Annotated in this window: 16 protein-coding genes; 10 read left to right on the forward strand and 6 right to left on the reverse strand. The window is 38.9% G+C overall.

The window, feature by feature from the left end:
- Positions 1 to 182: 182 nt before the first annotated feature.
- Positions 183 to 791: a phosphatase PAP2 family protein gene (locus tag LPB86_RS16390; protein WP_230645926.1), complete on the forward strand. Its 609-nt coding sequence runs from the start codon at positions 183 to 185 to the stop codon at positions 789 to 791.
- A 1-nt stretch (position 792) separates the two neighbouring features.
- Here the strand turns inward: LPB86_RS16390 and LPB86_RS16395 are convergent, their stop codons facing one another.
- Positions 793 to 1473 (reverse strand): pseudouridine synthase, encoded by a 681-nt coding sequence (locus LPB86_RS16395; RefSeq protein WP_230645928.1) that lies wholly within the window; start codon positions 1471 to 1473, stop codon positions 793 to 795.
- 121 nt (positions 1474 to 1594) lie between these two features.
- On the opposite strand from LPB86_RS16395, the gene LPB86_RS16400 reads away from it, so the two are divergent.
- From LPB86_RS16400 to LPB86_RS16435, 8 genes are all read left to right on the forward strand, one after another.
- Entirely contained in the window at positions 1595 to 2647 is a 1053-nt protein-coding gene (locus tag LPB86_RS16400; RefSeq protein WP_230645930.1) for a FecR family protein, read from the forward strand.
- On the forward strand, positions 2648 to 5623 hold the full coding sequence (locus LPB86_RS16405; RefSeq protein ID WP_230645932.1) for a TonB-dependent receptor: 2976 nt from the start codon (positions 2648 to 2650) through the stop codon (positions 5621 to 5623).
- An 11-nt stretch (positions 5624 to 5634) separates the two neighbouring features.
- Positions 5635 to 6843, forward strand: coding sequence for a DUF4876 domain-containing protein (locus LPB86_RS16410; protein WP_230645934.1), 1209 nt, complete (start codon positions 5635 to 5637; stop codon positions 6841 to 6843).
- On the forward strand, positions 6834 to 8417 hold the full coding sequence (locus LPB86_RS16415; RefSeq protein WP_230645936.1) for a DUF6850 family outer membrane beta-barrel protein: 1584 nt from the start codon (positions 6834 to 6836) through the stop codon (positions 8415 to 8417). The genes LPB86_RS16410 and LPB86_RS16415 overlap by 10 nt, the downstream gene beginning before the upstream one ends.
- A gap of 13 nt (positions 8418 to 8430) precedes the next feature.
- Positions 8431 to 10686 carry a HEAT repeat domain-containing protein gene (locus tag LPB86_RS16420; RefSeq protein ID WP_230645938.1) on the forward strand — a complete coding sequence of 752 codons (2256 nt, stop codon included), beginning with the start codon at positions 8431 to 8433 and terminating at the stop codon, positions 10684 to 10686.
- A gap of 139 nt (positions 10687 to 10825) precedes the next feature.
- The gene (locus LPB86_RS16425; RefSeq protein WP_230645939.1) at positions 10826 to 11413 is read left to right on the forward strand and encodes an RNA polymerase sigma factor; all 588 of its coding nucleotides are present in this window, start codon (positions 10826 to 10828) and stop codon (positions 11411 to 11413) included.
- Positions 11414 to 11490: 77 nt separating this feature from the next.
- Positions 11491 to 12315, forward strand: a complete 825-nt coding sequence (locus LPB86_RS16430) for a hypothetical protein (RefSeq protein ID WP_230645940.1) — start codon at positions 11491 to 11493, stop codon at positions 12313 to 12315.
- Between the two features lie 110 nt (positions 12316 to 12425).
- Complete coding sequence (locus LPB86_RS16435) at positions 12426 to 13397, forward strand: 2-hydroxyacid dehydrogenase (protein ID WP_370632842.1); 972 nt, start codon at positions 12426 to 12428, stop codon at positions 13395 to 13397.
- A 15-nt stretch (positions 13398 to 13412) separates the two neighbouring features.
- On the opposite strand, the gene LPB86_RS16440 is transcribed toward LPB86_RS16435, so the two are convergent.
- Positions 13413 to 14288 carry a DnaJ C-terminal domain-containing protein gene (locus LPB86_RS16440; RefSeq protein WP_230645941.1) on the reverse strand — a complete coding sequence of 292 codons (876 nt, stop codon included), beginning with the start codon at positions 14286 to 14288 and terminating at the stop codon, positions 13413 to 13415.
- 124 nt (positions 14289 to 14412) lie between these two features.
- Here LPB86_RS16440 and LPB86_RS16445 point away from each other — a divergent pair, with 124 nt between their 5' ends.
- Positions 14413 to 17007, forward strand: coding sequence for a M1 family aminopeptidase (locus LPB86_RS16445; protein WP_230645943.1), 2595 nt, complete (start codon positions 14413 to 14415; stop codon positions 17005 to 17007).
- A gap of 34 nt (positions 17008 to 17041) precedes the next feature.
- On the opposite strand, the gene LPB86_RS16450 is transcribed toward LPB86_RS16445, so the two are convergent.
- From LPB86_RS16450 to LPB86_RS16465, 4 genes are all read right to left on the reverse strand, one after another.
- A complete protein-coding gene (locus tag LPB86_RS16450) occupies positions 17042 to 17797 on the reverse strand; it encodes a LytTR family DNA-binding domain-containing protein (RefSeq protein WP_230645945.1) in 756 nt (251 codons plus the stop codon).
- Positions 17790 to 18833 carry a sensor histidine kinase gene (locus LPB86_RS16455; protein ID WP_230645946.1) on the reverse strand — a complete coding sequence of 348 codons (1044 nt, stop codon included), beginning with the start codon at positions 18831 to 18833 and terminating at the stop codon, positions 17790 to 17792. Before LPB86_RS16455 ends, LPB86_RS16450 begins: the two co-directional genes overlap by 8 nt.
- A 69-nt stretch (positions 18834 to 18902) precedes the next feature.
- Complete coding sequence (locus LPB86_RS16460; RefSeq protein WP_230645948.1) at positions 18903 to 19550, reverse strand: hypothetical protein; 648 nt, start codon at positions 19548 to 19550, stop codon at positions 18903 to 18905.
- A 36-nt stretch (positions 19551 to 19586) separates the two neighbouring features.
- Positions 19587 to 21692, reverse strand: coding sequence for a carboxypeptidase-like regulatory domain-containing protein (locus tag LPB86_RS16465; RefSeq protein ID WP_230645950.1), 2106 nt, complete (start codon positions 21690 to 21692; stop codon positions 19587 to 19589).
- Positions 21693 to 21715 lie beyond the last annotated feature (23 nt).

A 21715-nucleotide genomic window follows, 5' to 3' on the forward strand; every position in this document is an offset into this window, starting at 1 on the left:
ATATATCCCTGGGCGGCAACGGAAACAGCCGGAAAAAGAATGCCAGTCGAACTGAAAGACTGGTTGTAGATAATAGAGAATAACTTGTGATTATCCCGTTTCATGCAAATGTACACAAAATTACCTTAAATACGAAACCGGGGTTTGATTGTTTTCGATACATTTGTACAAATTGATTTTGTATGATGCTGATGAAAAAATGTACGCTGGTTACAGTGATGTGTGCTGCTTTGTTTTATACCTTGCCTTTAAAGGTAAGGGCACAGTCTAAATTACAGGTATTTGACGATCAGGTACTCATAAATTTGGCCGATGCAAGAACGCCTGATAAAACCAACTTTTGGCTTTTTATCACCAATCATAACAATGCCGTAAACATTGCGGTCCCGGCAGGACTGTTTGCTGGGGGTGTATTGGGGGGAGATAAAGTTATGCGGCAAAATGCTGGGTATATTGCTACAAGTTCTGCCGTAACGTTTTTGCTCACTACTGCCATAAAAAAGATTGTACGCAGACCCAGACCATTTAATAACATAAAGATTAATGCCATTTCCAGGCCTTCAAGTTATTCTTTTCCTTCGGGACATACTTCCTCTGCTTTTACTACGGCCACGGCGCTGTCACAAGCTTATCCTAAATGGTATGTAGTAGTGCCTTCTTATCTTTGGGCGGGTTCAATTGGGTATTCCAGGATGTATTTAGGGGTTCATTATCCTACTGATGTTGGCGTAGGTGCCTTGCTTGGCACTGGAACTGCACTTTCTTTGCGGTCTATGAGAGGTAATAATTAAGTTATAACCAGCCCATCAATTTCATCATCCTGTTAAATTCATCGTGCAAAGGCGCTTTGAGCTGAACTGGTAATTGCGTTACAGGATGACTGAAACTTAATTCTGAAGCATGCAACAGCATGGTAGTCATGTCCCACTGTTCCAGGAAAAATTTATTTTGTTTGTTGCAGCCGTGTTTCCGGTCTCCAATAATAGGATAAAAGATGTGGGCAAAATGTTTCCTCAGCTGGTGCATCCTTCCGGTAGTAGGACTGGCCTCTACCAAAGAATACCTTGATGTTGGATGCTTTCCAAAAGCAACATCCAGTTCTGCCCGTTTTAGCGTGATGAATGATGTAAATGCTTCTTGTATGGTGCCATTTTCTTTGGCAAGGGGATAATCGATATCCTGATGGTCCGGGGCATGCCCCCGTAATATTGCTAGGTATTTTTTGGCTACCAAACCTTCCTGAAATTGCATCTGCATGGCAGTTTCTACATCCTTTTCAAATGCGAATAGCAATAATCCACCGGTTTTTCTGTCTAAGCGGTGCACGGGACTAACTTTTCTGCCTATTTGATCCCTAAGCATTTGCAGGGCAAATTCTTTGGCATCGCTGGCAATAGAAGAGCGGTGTACCAATAAGCCATGTGGTTTGTTGATGGCAATTAGATGTTCGTCCTGATAAATGATTTCCAGCATGTTTTTTTCGCGAAGATAAGCTTTGCCGCTGCAATGCAAGTTAAACCGTAAAAAAAAATATTTTAAGGGCATGGGATAAATCTGGCCATTAAAACTGTCTTATGGATATACGGCAGTACATATGACCCCAAATAGTAAAGATTACGCAGATTACGAATTATATGACTTCTTGATGGACCTACATTTTAAGAAATGGATATCGGCTGATGAGGGAAGCGACATCGATAAGTATTGGAAAAGGGTAATGGAACTTTATCCTGGAAAAAAGGATATGATACTCCAGGCCAGACAAATTGCTGGCCTAACTAAAGCAGGAAATGAGAAACCTGGACTGCGAAAAAGTATATGGGAAAATATAGAGCGGGAAATTAATACGGGCGTAGCAGAGGAAACGCAGCTTTCTGTTTTTGAAATGAAGCCAAAACATCGATTTAAGAATATTGTGCGTTATGCAGCGGCTGCAGTAGTTGCTTGCTGTGTTTGCATATGGCTTATAGAAAGAAAGTCATCGCCTGTACTGCTTAACTCCGGATATGGAGAAAGTAAGGAGCTGTTATTGCCTGATGGTTCTATTGTACAACTGGGTGCAAACTCATCCATTAGTTATGAGGAACTTTTAACAGAAGGTAAAAATCGCGAAGTATGGATTAGTGGTGAGGCAAAATTTGTAGTAAAACATTTGAATACGAATCCAAAGGCTATTAAAGCCACGGAGCGGTTTATTGTACATATGAAAGATGGGGTGGATGTAGAAGTATTGGGAACAGTATTTACCGTAAATGACCGCAGGGCAAAAGCCACTATAGATTTAGAATCAGGTGCGGTTAAAGTGACATCACCGTCGGGCAAAAATATACTGCTTAAACCAGGAGAGTCTGTGGAACTTAAAATTTCATCTTCTCCTGTGATTAAAAAAGAAAAGCATAGGCCAGTGGTGCATCAATGGCAAAACAATACGCTTGTATTGCATGGCACTACTATCAAAGAAATTATTGCCATTATGGAAGACAATTATGGAATTAAAATCAGAATTGATGCAAATGAACTTCTCTTAAAAAAACTGGATGGTATACTACCTCTTGATGATGAACAAAAAGCTTTAATGATATTAGGTAGCATTACTGATAGCCAGATGCTTAAAGAGGGTGATGTAATTGTATTTAGCGCAAAATAGATGAAGAAATTTATATTACATTTTACATCGCTAAGTGTAATTTTACTATTGATGAGTACAATGGTTGCCATTGGTCAGCAGCTTGTTCCGCTTGCAAACGCCCTGGATCTTTTTGGCAAATCAAGGAATGTAAAATTTGTATATGAGCAAGGTCTTGTACAAAACTTACTTGTAAATTATCAGCCCAGAGCATTGCCGGCAGATACCGAAGAGGCTTTAAAGGAGATATTACAAAATACGGGTTTGATCTTTAACCGCATAAGCAAAGATTATTTTACGCTTGTTAAAGCAAAGGTTAAAGGATCTGTAAAGGGGATTTTTATAAATGGTTATATCACGGATGCTAAAAGTGGTAAGCCATTAGAAGGGGTAAGTGTAGGTCTGACTCAATTGGGCCTTAGCAGCATGACAGATGCCAATGGCTTTTATGTTTTTAAGGACCTGCTACCTGGAACAACTACTGTTAGGGTACAGTTTTTAACTGCGAAGACACAAGAGAAAGAGTTGGTGCTGGAAGCCAACAAAGAATATTCGCTGAATTTTGAGTTGGAGGAAAATGTGCTGAGCTTAAAAGAAGTTGTTGTTGTGGCAACGGAAAGTAAAGCCGGAAATGCTACCTCATCTTTGATTTCTAAAACAGCTATAGAACATTTGCAGGCAACCAGTTTAAATGATGTATTGCAGTTACTACCTGGGGCACTTGCGGGAAATCCGGATTTTTCTAACGTAAACAGAGCTGCTATTAGGCAGCTGAATGCCAATAATATGGGCAGCTTAGGTACAGCTGTATTGGTTAATGGGATACCTTTGTCTAACAATGCCAACTTGCAAGTTATGAATCCTGCAAGTGCTGGTGCAAACGCATCTTTTTCTACCAGTACAGGGAGTGGTACAGACCTAAGGCAGATTTCTGCAGATAATATTGAGTCGGTTGAAGTGATTAGGGGTGTACCTTCTGTTGAGTATGGGGACCTGACCAACGGCGCAATTTTGGTGAAAACGAAAGCTGGCGTGTCACCACTGCAACTAAAGGCAAGGATTAATCCTGTGCTTACGCAATTGTGGGCAGGGCAGGGTTTTGACCTTGGAAAAAACAGGGGTTATTTAAATGCTGATCTGGATTATACCAAAGCATATACAGATCAGCGCTATAGTTTTGATGCTTACAGCCGCGTTACAGGAAGCTTGCTCTACACAAAATCTTTTTTTAAGGCGAAGCCTCTTGCTACTACTACAGGGTTTTCTTATGCGATGAATTTGGATGAGCAAAAACAAGATCCTGATGACGTTAGAACGTTCACCCAGCGACGTGCCCAGGATTATGCTTATAGGTTTAACACATCTGGTAAATGGAATTTAAACCAGCGTTTTGCAAGAATGCTAAATTACAGTCTAAGTGCTAATTATACAGTACAAAAAGGCTTTCAGCAAGACATGGTGAGCAATTATATTTATCCGATGTCTACGGCTACCACCGATATCACCATGGTAGGGCAGTATGTACCTACTGAATACCTTAGCCAGGTTTGGATTGAAGGTAAGCCGCTTAATATTTTTGCAAAGCTTAGCAATAACTTTTATTTAAAATCAGGTGGCTTTAACCACCGGTTTTTAATGGGCCTGGAATGGCGTACGGATGTGAACTTTGGAAGTGGTAAAACCTTTGATGTAAACAGGCCTCCTAGATTATCTGGTAATGATGCGAACAGGTTGTTCTCCTATAAGGATATTCCCGCGCTTCATCAGCTCTCTGCATACGTTGAGGATAATATTTCAGGTACTTTGTTTAATAGGTCACTAAACATTCAAGCTGGTCTGCGCTACGATAATGTGCAGCCTACCGGGCCCTGGGGCAGTGATGTTGGCAAGATATTGGCACCAAGGATTAATTTGTCTTACGAAATTATAAAGCGGCTAAACCTGAGAGCGGGTTATGGTATTACAGCAAAGGCGCCAACTTTGCTATATCTGTACCCTCAAAATGCGTATTTTGATTTGCTGAACCTGAATTATTATTCCGAGAATCCTGCTGAACGGCTGGTTATTGTAACCACAAGAGTTTATGATAGCAAAAATGCCAACCTAAAAATTGCCACCAACAATAAAGCAGAACTTGGTTTTGACTTTAGCTTTTTGCAAAATAAGCGTTTAACGGTAACTGCTTATAGCGAAAAGATAAAAAACGGCTACAGTTTTAATACAACTTTTGAGTCTGTAAAAATGGTTGGAATTGATCAATATGGTGTTTCATCTACGCCGGTGGGCCAGCCTCCGGTATTGAATCCAGTACCCGTGTCGGTTCAACGTTATGCACTCACCTTTAACACGCCAGATAATAATATACAAACTAAAAATAAAGGGCTGGAGTTTGATTTAGATATGGGAAGGTTTGACGCCATTCGTACTTCCTTTGTATTCAATGGTGCCTGTATGGATACGCGTACTGAAAATACCAGTTACTATATTCTTGCAAGACAGACGGGAGCGAATTCGTCTGGCAGCGTACCTTTCTACGCGCAGGGAAGAGGTAACGCCTACAGCAGGGCGAGCACTACTTTACGGATTATTCATAATATACCGCAAGTTAGGCTTATTGTTACGCTAGCCGCCCAAACGATATGGAGAGATCAGAACGATTACATCGGCTACGAATCTCTACCTGTGGGTTTAATTTCCATGACTACAGGGCAGCGCACATGGTTAACTGAGGCAGAAAGAAACAGTAGTGCTATTGTAAATAACCCAGATCTCAATTTAAATGTACAACCACAATATGCAATTACGGAAAGCTGGAAGCCATTGTGGCTTTTTAATTTAAGGTTAACCAAAGAAATGGGCAAAGCCATTAGCTTTTCATTTTTTGCAAACAATGTTTTAATGGATAGACCGCTTGAAGAAAGCACCCGATGGTCTGGACAGTTTAGCAGAAGAAATCCGACGCTCTTTTTCGGATCAGAATTAAGTATCAAATTTTAATATATCACATCATGAGAAAATCAATCTACGCTTCTATTGTCTTACTGGCCGGTATGGCCTTAGGCTTTCAAAGCTGTAAAAAATCGGGGTCGGAGACACCCACGGTTAATTATACGGTTAAAGTAACCTATCCTGAAACATATGCGCAAAGTGCGGCTAAAAATGCTACTGTAGTATTAACCAACTCAACCACTAACGCGAAGGTAACTGTAGCCACTAATGCATCGGGCGAAGCAGCTTTCACAGGCTTACTGCCGGGTAATTACCAAATTGCAGTGAGCAGAGCCTTAACCCCCACAGAAGGTTTAACTTTAACGGGTTTGGAAACGCAGGTGTTTTTAAATGCCTCTGTAACTAATCAAATCATTAGTGCCGATGGTACTTTAGCGGTTAAGTTACAGGGTGGTAAAGTTGGTGGACTGGTTTTTAAACAAGTTTTTTATAATGGAACTAAAACGGCGACTGGAAATTATTTTGTCGATCAATTTTACGAGATCTATAATAATTCACCTGAAGTTATATATGCTGACAGTTTGTATATTGGAGAAAGTGGTGGCTTTCCAGGTAGTTCAACTGCTTCAATTCCTTTTGGATTTTCAAAGGCAGCAGGTAATGTATATCTTCAAAATGTATTTATGATTCCGGGAACGGGAAAATCCCATCCGATTTTGCCAGGACAATCTATTGTCATTTCCAACAATGCCATTAACCATAAAACTGATGCCTCCGGTAACCCAAATTCTATCGATCTGGGATCTGGTGTTTCTGACTTTGAAGCTTATGTAGCATCTACAAACAAAGATGTTGATAATCCAGTAATACCGAATATGGATGTGGTATACTATGCTGCTTCGAGTAACGGCTGGATAGTTTCTGTTTTTGGGGCTAGTTTAGTGATTTTTAAAACAGCAAAAAATGTAAAAGATTTTCCTTTGCTCCTTGAGCCAGGCAGTACTAATGTTAGAGTTTATATGGAAGTTCCTGGTGCTGATGTTCTTGACGCGTTTGAAGCTTTAGCAAATGCCAATGCTGTAAGCTTTAAACGTTTTCCTTCGGCATTGGATGCGGGTTTTGTGTCTGCAACTGCGATTTATAGTGCAGAAACATTTGTGCGTAAAGTTAGCACGACTGTTAATGGACGGAGAGTGCTTCAAGATACCAATAACAGTTCAGTAGACTTTGAACGAACTACTAATATTTTACCTAAAGGATGGCGGTAAAGGGATATATATTGCTCTTAGGAATACTGTTTGCATCCTCCTGTGCGTTTGCACAGGAAGGGCAAACGGATACGTTGCGCAATGCAGCTGTTAAACTGGACTTACTGAAGTTGAACAACAACTGGTTGAGAAGTACCAATGCCGCAGGCATGCAGTGGAGCGACATCTTTGCAATTGGTAAAACGGGATTATCTTACAACAACCTGGAAGGACAGTTTAAACTTGTACAGCAACCAGAATCGCAACAACAAATTCATTTTGCATCCGAACGCTACCAGCCAATTGGCAATGCACTATTTTTTGGGAGTTTTGCTTATACTAAGCAGAATGATAAAAACGTGAGACTGTCTGACGTTCTGGACCCTTATCGCGGAACACCGTATTTATTAGCCGACTCCATAGGTGGAAACTGGAGGAAGCAATTATATGCTTTAAAACTTAAAGCGGCGAGTCCTAAGTTATGGAATGACAAGCTTGTATTGGGAATGGGTTTGAACCTCGATGTTGCAACAGGAGCCAGGCAAAATGACCCAAGACCACTCAGTACTTCAAATCAAATTAGTGTTACACCGGGATTAACATGGAAACAGGGAGCCCACAGCGTATTAGGTGTCAATGCACTTTACGGCCGTTACAGAGAGGAAATTTCTTTGGAAGTGAAGAATACGAACATCAGCCACTACTTGTATAAATTTTTAGGCGTTGGACAGTACGAATTACCCGGCATATTTTCCGTTGGGAGTTCCAGGGTTTACAATGGTGACAAATATGGCGCTGATCTTCAATATGAATTGCGGACAGCTGATGTAAACTGGCTAACTACAGTTGGATATCATACCTATGAAGAGGAAGTGGCCGATGGAAGCACAGCACCTAGAAAGGCGGGTACCTGGAAGCAAAAGGCATACAATATAAGTAGCAGGTTCAACTTAAACTCTGCAAGGATTTTGCATCAGGTTAGTTTTACAGGCCAGCTAGTGGAAGATACTGGAGTAGAATTTCACGAGTATTACAACACCAGTACAAAATCATGGCAAACTATCCTTGAAGCACCATTTTACTCGGCAGAATCTGTGCAGGCAGAATTGCGCTATACGTTGTTGCAGAAGTCTGATGTAGGCGTGTACAAATGGTTGGCGGAAGTCGCGGTACAGTACCAATCTTACGATAAAAATTATTCGGTTCCTGCTGCTCTGGATCGTGCAGACCGTGTAGGTTTCGGTATCAAAGCGAGCAGAAATTTTTTAATGCCGCGGAGTGCTAATTTACAAGCAAGCTTGGCTTTAAATTATTCTCTGCTGCTAAATGATGCCATTTCGTTTATAGCAGTTACCGGAGATAGAAATATGGTTGCACGTGAAGTTTTGTATCCAGATCATGCTTATTTAACGGCCGACAGAATAACGGCTACAGCCAATTTGCAATACAATTTTCACCTTAACAAAGTTAAAAATACACAGTTCTTTGTGGGTTCTGTATTAAACGTGCTGCATGCCATGAACGCAGAAAATGTTTATCAGGGTGCTTCTGGCAGCCGAAGATTTTTAAACCTAAGCCTTGGGGCCTTTTATTAAAAACTAAAAATATATGATGAGTAAAATAAATAAATTATTAAAGCGGTCTGCGTGGTGCTTGCCGTTGATTGCGCTTTCTGCTTTGCAATTAAAGGCACAACGGATAGAGAAACCTGCAAATGGAAATACAGCTACCACTTTTGCAATTGTAGTGGATAAAGCCACACTACAAAAAACAAGAAAAGAAATTGAAGCTTATAAATCGGCATTGGAAAGGCAAGGCTTAGGTACTTATATTGTTTCACATTCATGGACCAAACCAGAAGAAATTAAAACCATCCTGGAAAAGTTCTATCATCAAGAACCCAAACTTGAGGGCGCAGTATTTATTGGTGAGGTACCAATTGCTATGGTTATGGATGCACAAAGGCTTACTTCGGCATATAAATTTGATCAGGCAAGGTTTGGCTTAAGGGCCGCAGTTCCATCAGATCGTTTTTATGATGACCTGGGCTTAAAATTCAACTTTATTAAACAAGACTCTGTAAAAAAGAACCAATTTTATTATAGTCTTTCACCTTCGTCTATCATGAAAGTGAATGTAGATTTTTATACCGCAAGGATCAAACCCCCTCTGGTTAAAGGGAAAGATAAGTATGAGATGCTGAAAGCATACCTTAACAAGGTTGTTGCGGTGAAAACTGAACAGAACCGCTTAAATACGTTAATGGTGTACAGTGGAATGGGATATGCATCGGAGTCTCAAACAGCATGGGCCAGCGAGCAGGTTGCTTACAGGGAGCAGTTGCCGGAATTATTTAAAGCTGGTTCTTCGGCAAAATTTGTAAATTCCAGGATGCAGGGCGATTTAAAGCAAAAATTGCTGACGGAAGTGCAGCGCCCGGATCTTGATCTGGCTATTTTTCACCAGCACGGTGACTCTGACGCACAAGTAATCAGCGGTTACCCCAATGTTTCTTTTCCTCAGCCTTCGATTGACAATGTACGCCGTTACCTGCGCAATAAAATACAAATGGCAAACCATAAGAAGCAGGATGTTGCAGCTAACAAAAAGAGATTTGAGCAAACATTAGGTGTGCCTATGGCTTGGATGGATGATGCGCTTACAGATTCTGTGGTGAAAGCTGATTCATTGTTTGAGGCCAATGGAAATATAGTTATGGAAGAGATTGATAAGATTAAACCTAATGCCCGCATGCTGATCCTGGACAACTGTTACAATGGATCTTTCCATAAAGATGATTACATGAGTGGGCATTACGTTTTTGGCGCTGGAAAAACCGTACTTGCTATGGGTAATTCTATCAATGTACTGCAAGATGTATGGGTAGCGGAAATGTTAGGACTTTTACAGCATGGTGTAAGAGCAGGAAACTGGTTTAAACAACAGGCACATCTGGAAACCCATTTAATCGGTGATCCAACTTTTGCATTTGCTTCAAATACAAAAGCGGATTACAATACACTTATTGTGAATAACCCAGGAAGTGATGCAGTATGGCAAGAGTTATTAAAGCTGAATGACGCCGATTTACAATCGCTGGCCCTTTCAAAGATTTATGATGATCAGCGTGAAAAAGCTAGTCAACTGTTGAAAGACGCCTATTTTAATTCTCCTTTTGGCAGTACAAGAATGGAAGCATGGAAGCTTCTAAGTGAGCTGAATAATGCCGATTTCAAATCAGTTTTAACTGCTGCAGTAAACGATCCTTATGAGTACTTGCGTAGACGCTCTGCTAACCTAATGGGCGACTTTGGCGATGATGACCTGATTCCTGTACTAACACAATCTATAGTGGACGATTGGGCTTCAAAACGAGTAGCTTATAATTCTGGTAATGCCATAGCTTTTATGGATTCTAGAAAAGTAATTGCAACACTGGAGGATCTGCTTAAAAAGCCAGAATATGCAGACAATGCTGATATCAGCAGGCTAATTAAAAGACAGCAGGGCACGTTAGATAAAATAGTAAAAGAACGCAAAATACTGGCTGATAAAAAGTCGGCAGTTAAAGAACGTGCTTTCGATGTAAATATGTTGAGGACTTATACTTATCATCAGCTGGTTCCTGAAGCAATTAAAATTGCACAAGACAAAACTGAAGACGTAAAGTTGAGATTATCTGCTATTGAAGCATTGGGTTGGTTCGCGTATTCTTACCAAAAAAGCCAAATCATTACCATGTGCAATGGAATTATTGCGGATAAAGATGCCTTGAGCTCATTAAAAGATGAAGCTTTACGTACAAAGAATTATCTGCTAACGTTTAGCGCTGGTAACTCAGTTAAACCCTCCATCTCTAAGTAGAAATTTTATCCTCCGCTATTAGTTTAGCGGGGGATAAAATATGTCATAATAATGCCACTTAATCTTTCCTGTCTTCATCTAATACTACTTTGCGCCATATTATTTCGTTTATTTGTATTAAATCTAAATAGTAGGGTGCATGAATGCAAATTTAGGAGAGTCATATATTTGGGATTGTTTTGTTAATGGTGATCAAAGAAGTTTTGAGCAGCTTTATCATTTGCATTATCAATCGCTAACGGATTATGCAGTTAAATTTGGGCATGACGATACGTTTATTGAAGAAGTTGTTCAAGATTTATTTGTTAAGCTCTGGAAAAATAGAGCGTCGCTGACAAAGCCTAATTCTATCCGTTACTATCTGGTAAGGTCTTTACGTAATTTAATCTACAACAAATTACAGGTACGGTCTAAAGAATTATACATTGGGGGAGAAGCTGAATTGCTTGCCTTTGAATTAAAAGTTAATAGCCTTGGTGCTAAAGACGGCTTGGAACATTGGGATGACCTGGCTAAAAGATTACTTGCAGATTTAACAGACCGACAAAAAGAAGCGGTGTACCTGTTATATGTTGAAGACTTTAGCTATCAGGAAATTGCCGATCTGCTAAAAATACAAATAGGAGGTACGTACAAATTAATTTACAGGGCAATCTCCAGAATAAAGGAGAAGACAAAAGAGTTGGAAATTAAAAAGAACGATGTTATGCTCGGTGCCAAAATTTAGTAGCTGAAAGATGATTTCAAAATATTCTTTGTTGAGCACAAGATTTTAAAGTTTTAAGCGTTTTTATATTTAATAATATGAAAACAACAATCTCTACGCTCCTAAAATTTGCGTGCTCTGCAGCAATCTTATCTATCGCATTTACCTCGTGTAAACAAAAACAAGAACAATATTACGTTCCAAGACCTATAACGGCAAATGAAAGTTTTAACGAACCGCTTGCTCAGGAAGGCGCTTTGTTAATTACAAAGGTTGCCAGCGCTGGAAATGCGGCTGAACCTGAACTTTTTACTGTAAAGTATAAAAATAATGCTGTTAACATACAACCAGACTCTTCCAATGCAGCGTCAATTAATGGCAAATTTGCTTTTGCACAATTTGTTAATACACAAAAAACCTGTATCCTGGTTCAATTAGCTGATAGTTCTGGCTTAGTGGCTCCATTTTATCTGATTGCATTAAAAGACAATAAACTGGAGGTAATTAGTCTTTACAGACAATCCACAGGCGAGCGGGACCTTGAGTTTACAAGAGGTAAAGACAGAATTGCCAATGCTGGTTTTTTGATCAACAACGATTTTGTAGTAACGAATGTAAATGCGAAGGTTTACTTTATTAAAAGACCTGTGCCTGATGAAAGAATTCAGGGGAGTTTTATAGCCAGTTCTCCAGATAAAAAGACTTTAGTGTTTTTAGTGGGATCTAAACTTTATCAATTGCACTATCCATCTGGTGATACTTTTATTCAGCCTCTAAATGCAAGCGTAGCTGCGAGTACGGCAAACGTATATGCCTGGGTACAAAAAAACTATAGATGGCAAAGAAATAAAAACGGTATTGCTTTTCTCAAATCTATTGAAAACGGGGATGAGATCATTGATATGAGACGTCCTCAAAGCTAAAGCTGCTAAATCTTACTGGATTGTAATTTGTTACATTTCATCTGTACGGCTTGACTTGCAACTATCATTAAAAAAAGCGAATTTGTGCATTTAGGGGTGCAAAATAACTAATGATGAAAGTATTTGTGACAAGAGTGATACCTGCGGCAGGTAAAAAAATATTAGAAGATGCGGGATTATCCATTACGGAATGGACTGAGAAAAGAGCGTTAAGCCGGGATGAACTTATTGCGCATTGTCTGGACCATGATGCGTTGCTGAGTGCAAGTACTAAGATTGATAGTGTATTTCTAAATGCTTGTAAACACCTAAAGGTTATAGCCTTGCTTTCTGTAGGCTTTGACAACGTAGATGTAGCGGAAGCAAGCAGATTAAAGATACCTGTTGGTAATACGCCAGGGGTGCTAAGTAAGGCTACAGCCGATGCGGCATTTTTATTAATGCTTTCTACGTCCAGAAAGGCATTTTATCAACATAAAAAGATTGCTAAAGGCCAATGGGGCTTTTTTGAACCCACAGCTGATTTAGGAATAGAATTAGATGGAAAAACATTAGGGGTTTTTGGCTTGGGTAAAATTGGTGAGGAGATGGCCAGGCGATGTAGGGGTGCTTACGGCATGAAAATACTCTACCATAACAGGAGCAGGAATGAGCAAGCAGAGCAGGAGCTTGGAGCTGAATGGGTATCTTTTGAAGATTTACTGTCTCAATCTGATGTGCTTAGCGTGCATACTGCGTTGACAGCCGAGACTAAAGGGAAATTTGACCTTGAGTCGTTTAAGAAGATGAAACCTAATGCTATTTTTGTCAATACGGCAAGAGGTAGCATTCATGTAGAAAAGGACTTAAAAAGTGCACTTGAACAAGGTTTAATCTGGGGTGCAGGACTTGATGTTACTGATCCTGAACCTATGGATCCGCTAAACCCTTTGCTTGATTTTCCAAATGTTTCTGTTTTGCCTCATATTGGTTCTGCAACTCTTGAGACCAGGAACGCTATGGCTGAACTTGCTGCCAATAATATTGTTGCTGGTTTAAAAGGGGAACAGCTTCCTTATCCTGTAAATCCAGAGATTTATTAAAAGCGTTGGCAGTGCTTAAGACGCTGCCAACGCTTTAAAAAGTTCTTTTTGTTGCTCAGTTAAACCAGTTGGGATTTTAATGTTATAAGTAATAAAGAGATTTCCGAAAGTATTATCCTTTTTGTAAATAGGAAAGCCTTTAGCTTTTAGCCTAACCTTTGTACCATTTTGTGTTTCTGGCGCAATCTTAAGTTTAACTTTACCACTTAATGTTTCAATTGTGACATCGCCACCTAATACAGCCGTGTATAAATCGATATCCTGAGTAACGTAAATATCGTCATTAACCCTTTTTAAGTCTGGATCTTCAGCGACTTTGACGGTAATGAAAAGGTCACCACTAGCAGCTCCATTGGCGCCTGGACCACCCTGACCCTTTAATTTTAATATTTGTTCATTGGCTATACCAGCAGGAATAGTTATTCTGATGTTTTTTCCATTTACGGTAAGCGTCCGTTGTTGCGCAATATATGCTTCTTTTAAACTAAGACTGAGTTCTGCCTGGTAATCCTGTCCCTTTCTTGCAGCGGTTCTTCTTGAGCCACCACCAAACATAGATCCAAAAAAATCTGAATAGTCATTTTCTCCAAATGAGCCAGACTGCCCAAAAGGGTTACTATACTGATTTTGCCTTTGCGAACGTTTTGCACTTTCATATTGGTCTGCATGCTTCCAGTTTTCGCCGTACTCATCGTATTTTTTGCGCTTATCAGGGTCGTTTAGCACTTCATTAGCTTCGTTAATCTGCTGGAATTTAGTCTGCGCTTCTTTGTTGTTTGGATTTACATCAGGATGATATTTTCTAGCAAGCTTCCGGTAAGCTTTCTTAATATCATCTGCAGTAGCCTTTTTATCTATTCCCAGGATTTTATAATAATCCACAAATGCCATAGGTGTCTTTTTTATCCTGTAAAAATACGATTATAAACGTTAAAAGCTGACCGATTGTTTAAAAGCCTTAGAATTTCAGTGCTTTAATTTATTATATTTGGTTGTTCAGCTAAATATTAAGATTATGATCCAAGTTCTAAAGACTACACTCCTCAGTTTTGGCTTTTTCGCTTTATTTTCAATTGCCGTTCCAGTTTTATCTACCGCATCAATACAAATTGATCCTATTGTTGAGGCTGGTGTCTCCAGAAGATTGGCAGTACATCGAAAGTCCCTGCTTAGCAAAATCAATTACGGCTTAAATTTTAGTGTTCCTTTGTCGAGAGATGAACGGATTACTTTAGTAGAAACGATATCTTTTCAACTTCTTTCAGCTAATTCCCTATTACAAATTGACTTTAAAGAAGATCCTGCTAAAATAAAAATGCTAAAAGTAAATGGCTTAAAAATTCCTGTAAGCCATAAATTTGAACATTTGCTGATTGCTGCGCGGTATCTTAAGCCAGGCAAAAACATGATTGTAATTGAGTTGGAAGCAGGCGAGGGGGCACTAAATAGAAATTCAGATTATTTGTATACCTTGTTTGTTCCTGACAGGGCCAGAACAGTATTTCCTTGCTTTGACCAGCCGGATTTGAAGGCTATTTATGATCTGACGCTTAATTTACCCTCAAATTGGGAAGCCATGGCGAATGGACCTTTAAAGCATGCGGTTGTTAAGGCCGATCGCAAAACCTTTTATTTTGAAAGTTCTGACTTGTTGAGTACTTATCTTTTTGCTTTTTCTGCCGGCAAATTTGAAGGTGTTCAGCAACATTTTAACGCTCTTAAAAATAAAAGGGTAGATTTTTTATACCGTGAAACAGATACCGCTAAAATTAAAAGGAGCATTCCTGACGTGTATAAAATACATGAAGATGCACTATCGTATTATGAAAACTGGACAGGCATTCCTTACCCATTTAAAAAATTTGGTTTTGTTGCTATTCCTGATTTTCAATTTGGCGGTATGGAGCATCCGGGCAATATACATTATAGAGCATCTACATTATTTTTAGATGAGGGTGCAACAAAAGATCAGCGTAACTCCAGAAACAACTTGATAGCACATGAAACTGCACATATGTGGTTTGGAGATATGGTAACCATGAATTGGTTTTCTGATGTATGGATGAAAGAAGTATTTGCCAATTTTATGGCCGATAAAAGTATGGAAGATTCCATTGGCAGAAATGAATATGACCTTAAGTTTCTGGTAGATCATGTACCTGCGGCTTATGGGATAGACAGAACCCGTGGTTCAAATCCGATTAGGCAGGATCTTGATAATTTAAAGGATGCTGGCTCGATGTATGGTAACATCATTTACCATAAGGCACCTATTATGATGCGGCAGCTGGAACGTTTAATGGGTGAAGAACGCTTTCAACTTGGGGTTAGGAAATACCTGAAAGATTTTGCCTATGGAAATGCTTCATGGCCAGATTTGATTAATATATTGAGTCAGTATACTTCTACAGATTTGTTAAAGTGGAATAAAGTATGGGTTAATGAAACAGGCAGACCCATAATTAGTTATGATATGAAGGTAAAGGATAATATCATCACTAATTTTACCATTTCTCAAAAAGCGGAATACGGGGAAAACCGGGTATGGCCCCAGACCTTCGAACTGACTTTCTTTTATCCCAATCACAGTCGCGAGTTAACTATCCATATGAATGCTGCACAAGTAGAGTTGAAGATTGCGGCAGGGATGGAAAAGCCAATATTTGTGTTGTTCAATTCTTCGGGACAGGGCTATGGACTTTGGCCCGTTGATACAGCAATGATGGAGAGAATCTATGGGGTAGATAAACCCCTTACGCGGGCATCAGCATATGTATCTTTATATGAGAACATGCTGAGCGGTCGTCTAGTAAAACCAGAGGCTTTGCTTAATATCCTGCTCAATGGTCTTGATCGTGAAAATGAAGAGCTTAATCTTAAACTGATCAGTAATTATATTAGTTCAATTTACTGGACATTTATAAGTCCGGCTGAAAGGGAAAAAATCGTTGTAAATTTAGAGCAATCGCTTTGGAAAGCAATGGAACAGCAAACCATGCCGAATCATAAAAAAATCCTGTTTAAAGCTTATCAGGATATTTTTTCTACATCACAGGCTGGTAATTTGCTCTACACAATTTGGAAAAACCAGGCCGCTCCAGAAGGTATCAAGCTTACAGAAGATGATTACACTTCCTTGTCATATTCTTTAGCTTTAAGACCTGGAATGCCAGCTGAGGTGCTAAACCAGCAACTGACAAGGATTACAAATCCAGACCGGAGAAAAAGATTTGAATTTATAGTTCCAGCTTTATCTAATGATGAATCTGTTAGAGATGTTTTTTTTAGGGGATTGGAATTAAAATCTAACCGTGAAAAGGAATCTAATGTAACAACAGCCTTAGTTTATCTTCATCATCCTTTAAGGCAGGATGCTTCGATAAAATACCTTGCCAAAAGCCTTGATATGTTAACGGAAATTCAAATTACAGGAGATATATTTTTTCCCGAGTCATGGTTGCAAGCTACATTTGGCAGCTATCAAAGTTCAGCAGCCCGAAAAATTGTCAGCGACTTTTTAGCCACTCATCCAACTTACAATCCAAAACTTAAAGCCAAAATTTTGCAGGCTACAGACAACCTGTTCCGTACACAGCAACTCTTGAAATAAGTTATAAAACTAATCTATTTGCAGACGCTATGGACTAAAGATCAAAGCGTTCCTTTAACATTGGTCCATAACTTCTGCTGGAATTGAGCTTGGTGTTATGGAAGTCTGTCATCATAAAAAAATAGCATCCATTGAAACTTTTTCTTATTTCTTTGATCAGATCTGTATTGATGAGGGTACTTCTGCTAATCCTTACAAACATCTCCTTAAGTTTTTCTTCTAAAGTGGTTATCGTAAAATCTGTAAGATGTCTCTTGCCATCTATGGTGTTTAAAAAAACATATTTATCTTCCGCATCAATAAAGGCTAGATCTGTAAGTTTAATTAACAGGATGCGGTCGCCTATCTTAACAGTAAGTGTTTTAATATCTTTCCTGATTTTTAATTGTTGCATTAGCATTGCCAGCGGAATGGAATAGTCAGGCGATTGTCTAAGGCTTTTTAATTTATTAACTGCTTTTGTCAGCCTTTCCTTTTCTATGGGCTTTAAGAGATAATCAATAGATTCTTCTTCAAATGCCTTGACGGCATATTGATCATAAGCGGTAGTAAAAATAACCTTTGGTGGATTTTTAATTTTACTCAACATTTCAAAGCCATTTAATAATGGCATTTCAATATCCAGAAATATAAGGTCGGGCTCCAATAGTTCTATTTGCTCAAGCCCTTCGATGCCATTTCCCGCCTCTCCGATAATGTCAATAGTAGGAAGATCGGTCATTAAGCGTATCAATCGCTTTCTAGCCAACTCTTCATCATCAATAATTAAAGCCTTCCAGATTTTATCCATTATCAAGTGGAATTTGAATTTTTAATTGTTTAAGTGGATGGTTAATCAAATGCAGTTCAAAATTAGTTCCATACAGCAAACCTAACTTATCATAAGTACTTTGTAAGCCATAACCCATATTCAATTCCTTTGGGAAGGGGGTGCCATTGTCAAAAATACCGATTGAGAGTCCTTCGGCTTTTTGAATGGCGATTAGTAACTTTCCTTTAGTGATGACGTCTTTTAAGCCGTGTTTTAGCGCATTTTCTACCAGGGGCTGAATAAGAAACCTTGGTATCTTAGCATTCAAAAGTTCAGGATCAATTTGTGTTTCAAATTTAATCCTATTTCCAAATCTTACCTTTTCAATATCAAGATAAGTGTTTACAATTTCCAGTTCTTCCTGCACTGATATGAGGTCTTCCTGGTTCTGATTGATGCTATAACGGAACAATTTGGAAAGATTTAAGGTCATTTCCTCTGCCTTATCCGGATCTTCATGGACTAAACTGGCAATTGCATTTAATGCATTGTATAAAAAATGAGGATTAATTTTGGAATGTAAAGTAGCAAGTTCCGCCTGGGTTTTCATTTGCGTTAGTCGCAATACGTCAATGTCTTTTTCTATTATTTTTGCATTCAGGCGTTCTTTTTGGGCTTTTACCATATAAACGATGGTACAGATAATGACTACTAAAACCGTACTAAAGCCAATATCCTGCAAATGCATAAAATGATACTCTTGTTTAAAAATCAAGGCTCTAACCAAATATATTGTTTCAATGGCCACCAGCATACCAATCAAACTTGCTGAATAATACACCAGTATAAAGAACCAGATTTTTTCTTTATTAAACTTAAGCAGTTTCTGGGAAATGTAAATACTATTGGTGATGCAAAGCGAAATTATCACACTAAAAAGCAACTGAAAGTAAAAGGATCTAAAACCAATCCATTCGCCTTTAAAGCCACTGATTAATAAAGAAAGTATAATTCCTATGCCTGCACCAAGCAGCAGGTAGTTTATATTTAGCCTCAGCCAATTTGGGCTTTGCATAAATTTAAGCCTACCTTGAGTTTCTGATTCAGTACCTTTCGGCTGATCGCAATTACCCCACATATTTTTCTAATTGCATTTTTCTACTAATATTTTGGCTTGCTCTTCGCCCCAGTTGGGTTCAATTACATTTGCAGCTTTAAAGATAGCAAATTTTGCTACTGCAGTTTCCAATATTGGTTTTGCTTTGCGCTTTCCACCACCAAATGCCTCCGGTGTATAAAAAGTATCCTGGCCAATAATTAAATAGATACGTGGATTTTCGGGATTTAACGCTTTTGCCTTGGCTAAGGAACTGCTGGAAGCAGACATAAATGACATCCTCGATTGCGGATCGATACTCATTTTCATGAATTGTATGTAGCCTTTTAACGCATAAATTTCACTATTATCTGCCGATAATGATTCTGCTTGTTCCACTTCTTGAAGTGCTTTATCCCAATATTGATCTTTCAATGTTTTATCATCTAATGTTAAACCAGCCATGAGGTTGCCAAAAGCGGCATAATATGGTGCAGTCCATTCTTTTGTCTCCACCTGGGCGATACGCTCAAAATGATTGGCTGACTTTAAAAAATCTGTTGATGTTTTAGCATTGGCTTGTAATGATAAGCCTTTCTTTATGGCATCCTGGAATTTAATGTTTATTGATTGAGCAAAGGTGTTGCTACTAACTAGCAGTAATAAAAGGGCAATTGATTTTGTTAAATTATTCATGATATTGGTTTTTACGTGATGGGTTCTATTAATTTTTTATCTTACAAAAGTGTTGTCGCCAATTGTGATCAGCATTCCAATCAAAAAATCCCGTTTTGATGCAGGCATAATTGTCTTTCGGTTTTGGCCATCTTTGCTATATTGATAGCCATATACATTATTGAAGCCCGGGATATTGCTGGCGTTCAAATAAAGCACGGTAAATTGTTTACATACATGCGTCAAATAACTGAGGCTTAAACTCAGGTTGTTATAGCTTTTAGTTTTGTCTGCCAGATATATAAGATTGTTAGGATTTACATAAGGTCGGCCAGAAGCAAAAGTATAAGTTGCGTTTACCTGTGTATTCAAAATACTTATAAACTGTTTGTACACCATTGTTGCTGTATGTTTGGCCGCAAAACTTGGCGTGGCCAGAGCAGGAAAGTCCCTGAAGTTTCTCTTTGTGTCCAAAAATGAGTAAGAGAACCAGTATTCAATATTGCTGATGGTCTTTTTGTCTTTCCAGAATAACTCAAAACCTTTTGCGTAACCCGATCCAGAATTGTCAAGATTGCCATTAGTAGTTTTAGTTAACTTTCCATAGTTTTTATAATAACCTTCAATTCTGAAATTTCTAAAAGGGGTATTTATCTCATATTTTAAAATATAATGTTCTGCCTGCTCAAACTCAAGCGCTTTAATGATCAGATATTCATCTTCAGGATTCTGATAGAAGCGTCCATAGGCAAAAGATACCTGCGCATTTAAACCTGTTTTTAAACCTAATGATGTTCGGGGGGCAAGGTTGTACTGATGTAGGTAGCTGGAATACTCAGCCCTTAAGCCCAGTCTGGCAACCACGTTAGCATTTAGATACAAATCTGTTTCGGCAAAAGCGGAACTCAGTTGGTCATTATAATACCTTTGTAAGCCATTGTAGCTTTCGAGTCGCTTAGTGTTAAACATTTCGCCACCAAACTTCAGGTTAGAGAGTTTGCCAAAATAATTGGTTAAGGTTAACCTACCCTCCGCCATATCGTCTTCTCTGCTGTATGAGTTTACAGCCATCATTCCGGCATTTGAATCCTTGTTGTAAGCCGCACCGGCCTCAATTTTCCAGTTCCTGTTTAAGTATTCTTTGTATGATGTATTGATATAGGTATTTGTATTATTATTGCTAAAATAATTTACGGAGTCAAAGTTAACGTCAGTGCTGTTTAATGACAGGTTTGTTTTGGCATAGGAAGCATAGAATTTAAATATCCCTGTTTCAGAGGTTTTGGCTTTGTATTGAATGTTACCACCAATTAGCTCCGGAGCTTTAATATATTGGTTTTGCTGTTTAATTACGCTGTAAGCTGGTTTCAAGTTGTAATAATAAGCACCAACTGTAATTGCACTGTTTTTAAGCCTGATATTTTGATCTAGTCCTGCGCCAACGGTCAAAAGAGAAATCCCTGTTGTTGTTTTCTCTGGCAGGTCGGTGCTTTCCAGAATAAGGGTAGAGGAGAGGGCCTGGCCATATTGTGCTGAATAGCCACCTGCGGAGAAAGAAGTCCCCTTAAATAAGAAAGGTGAGAGGCGACCACGGGATGCCTGATCTGGAACAGTGGCATTAAAAGCACTTTTGACAAGCATACCATCAAAGTAGGTCTTTGTCTCGGAAGCCGCACCACCTCTTACAAATAGACCACTTTCTGAAAAAGAAGTTTGCGCCCCTGGTAGCGTCTGCATAGCTGCAAAAACGTCAGCTCGGGCACCGGCAATAGTCGCTATATCCAATGAGCTTAATACGGCGCCCTTTTGTTTATCGCCGGTAATGAAAGAGCCCGCACTAATGTTCACAGTATGGAGCGTGTTAATTTCTTCTTTTATAATGAGGGCTAATATTAGATTTTTGGAATCGATATTTACTTTAACAGAATCCTTTCCAAAGTTTAACGCAGAAAACTCAATGGTATGAGGTCCCTTTTCCAGAGTTGTAAATTCAAATTGACCTTTGCTGTCTGAGGTGGCACCATCATAGCTGTCTTTTAAAATAATATTAACATTTGCTATTAGATTACCTCTGGTTGAGGTGATCGTTCCTGAAATCTTAACCTGAGTATATCCAATGCTTAATGTAAATAGGAAGAGGCTGGTTAATATAAATATTTTCATACTGTGCTGTTGAATTACAGTAC

Source organism: Pedobacter sp. MC2016-14, assembly GCF_020991475.1.
In the GTDB taxonomy this organism is placed as follows: Bacteria; Bacteroidota; Bacteroidia; order Sphingobacteriales; family Sphingobacteriaceae; genus Pedobacter.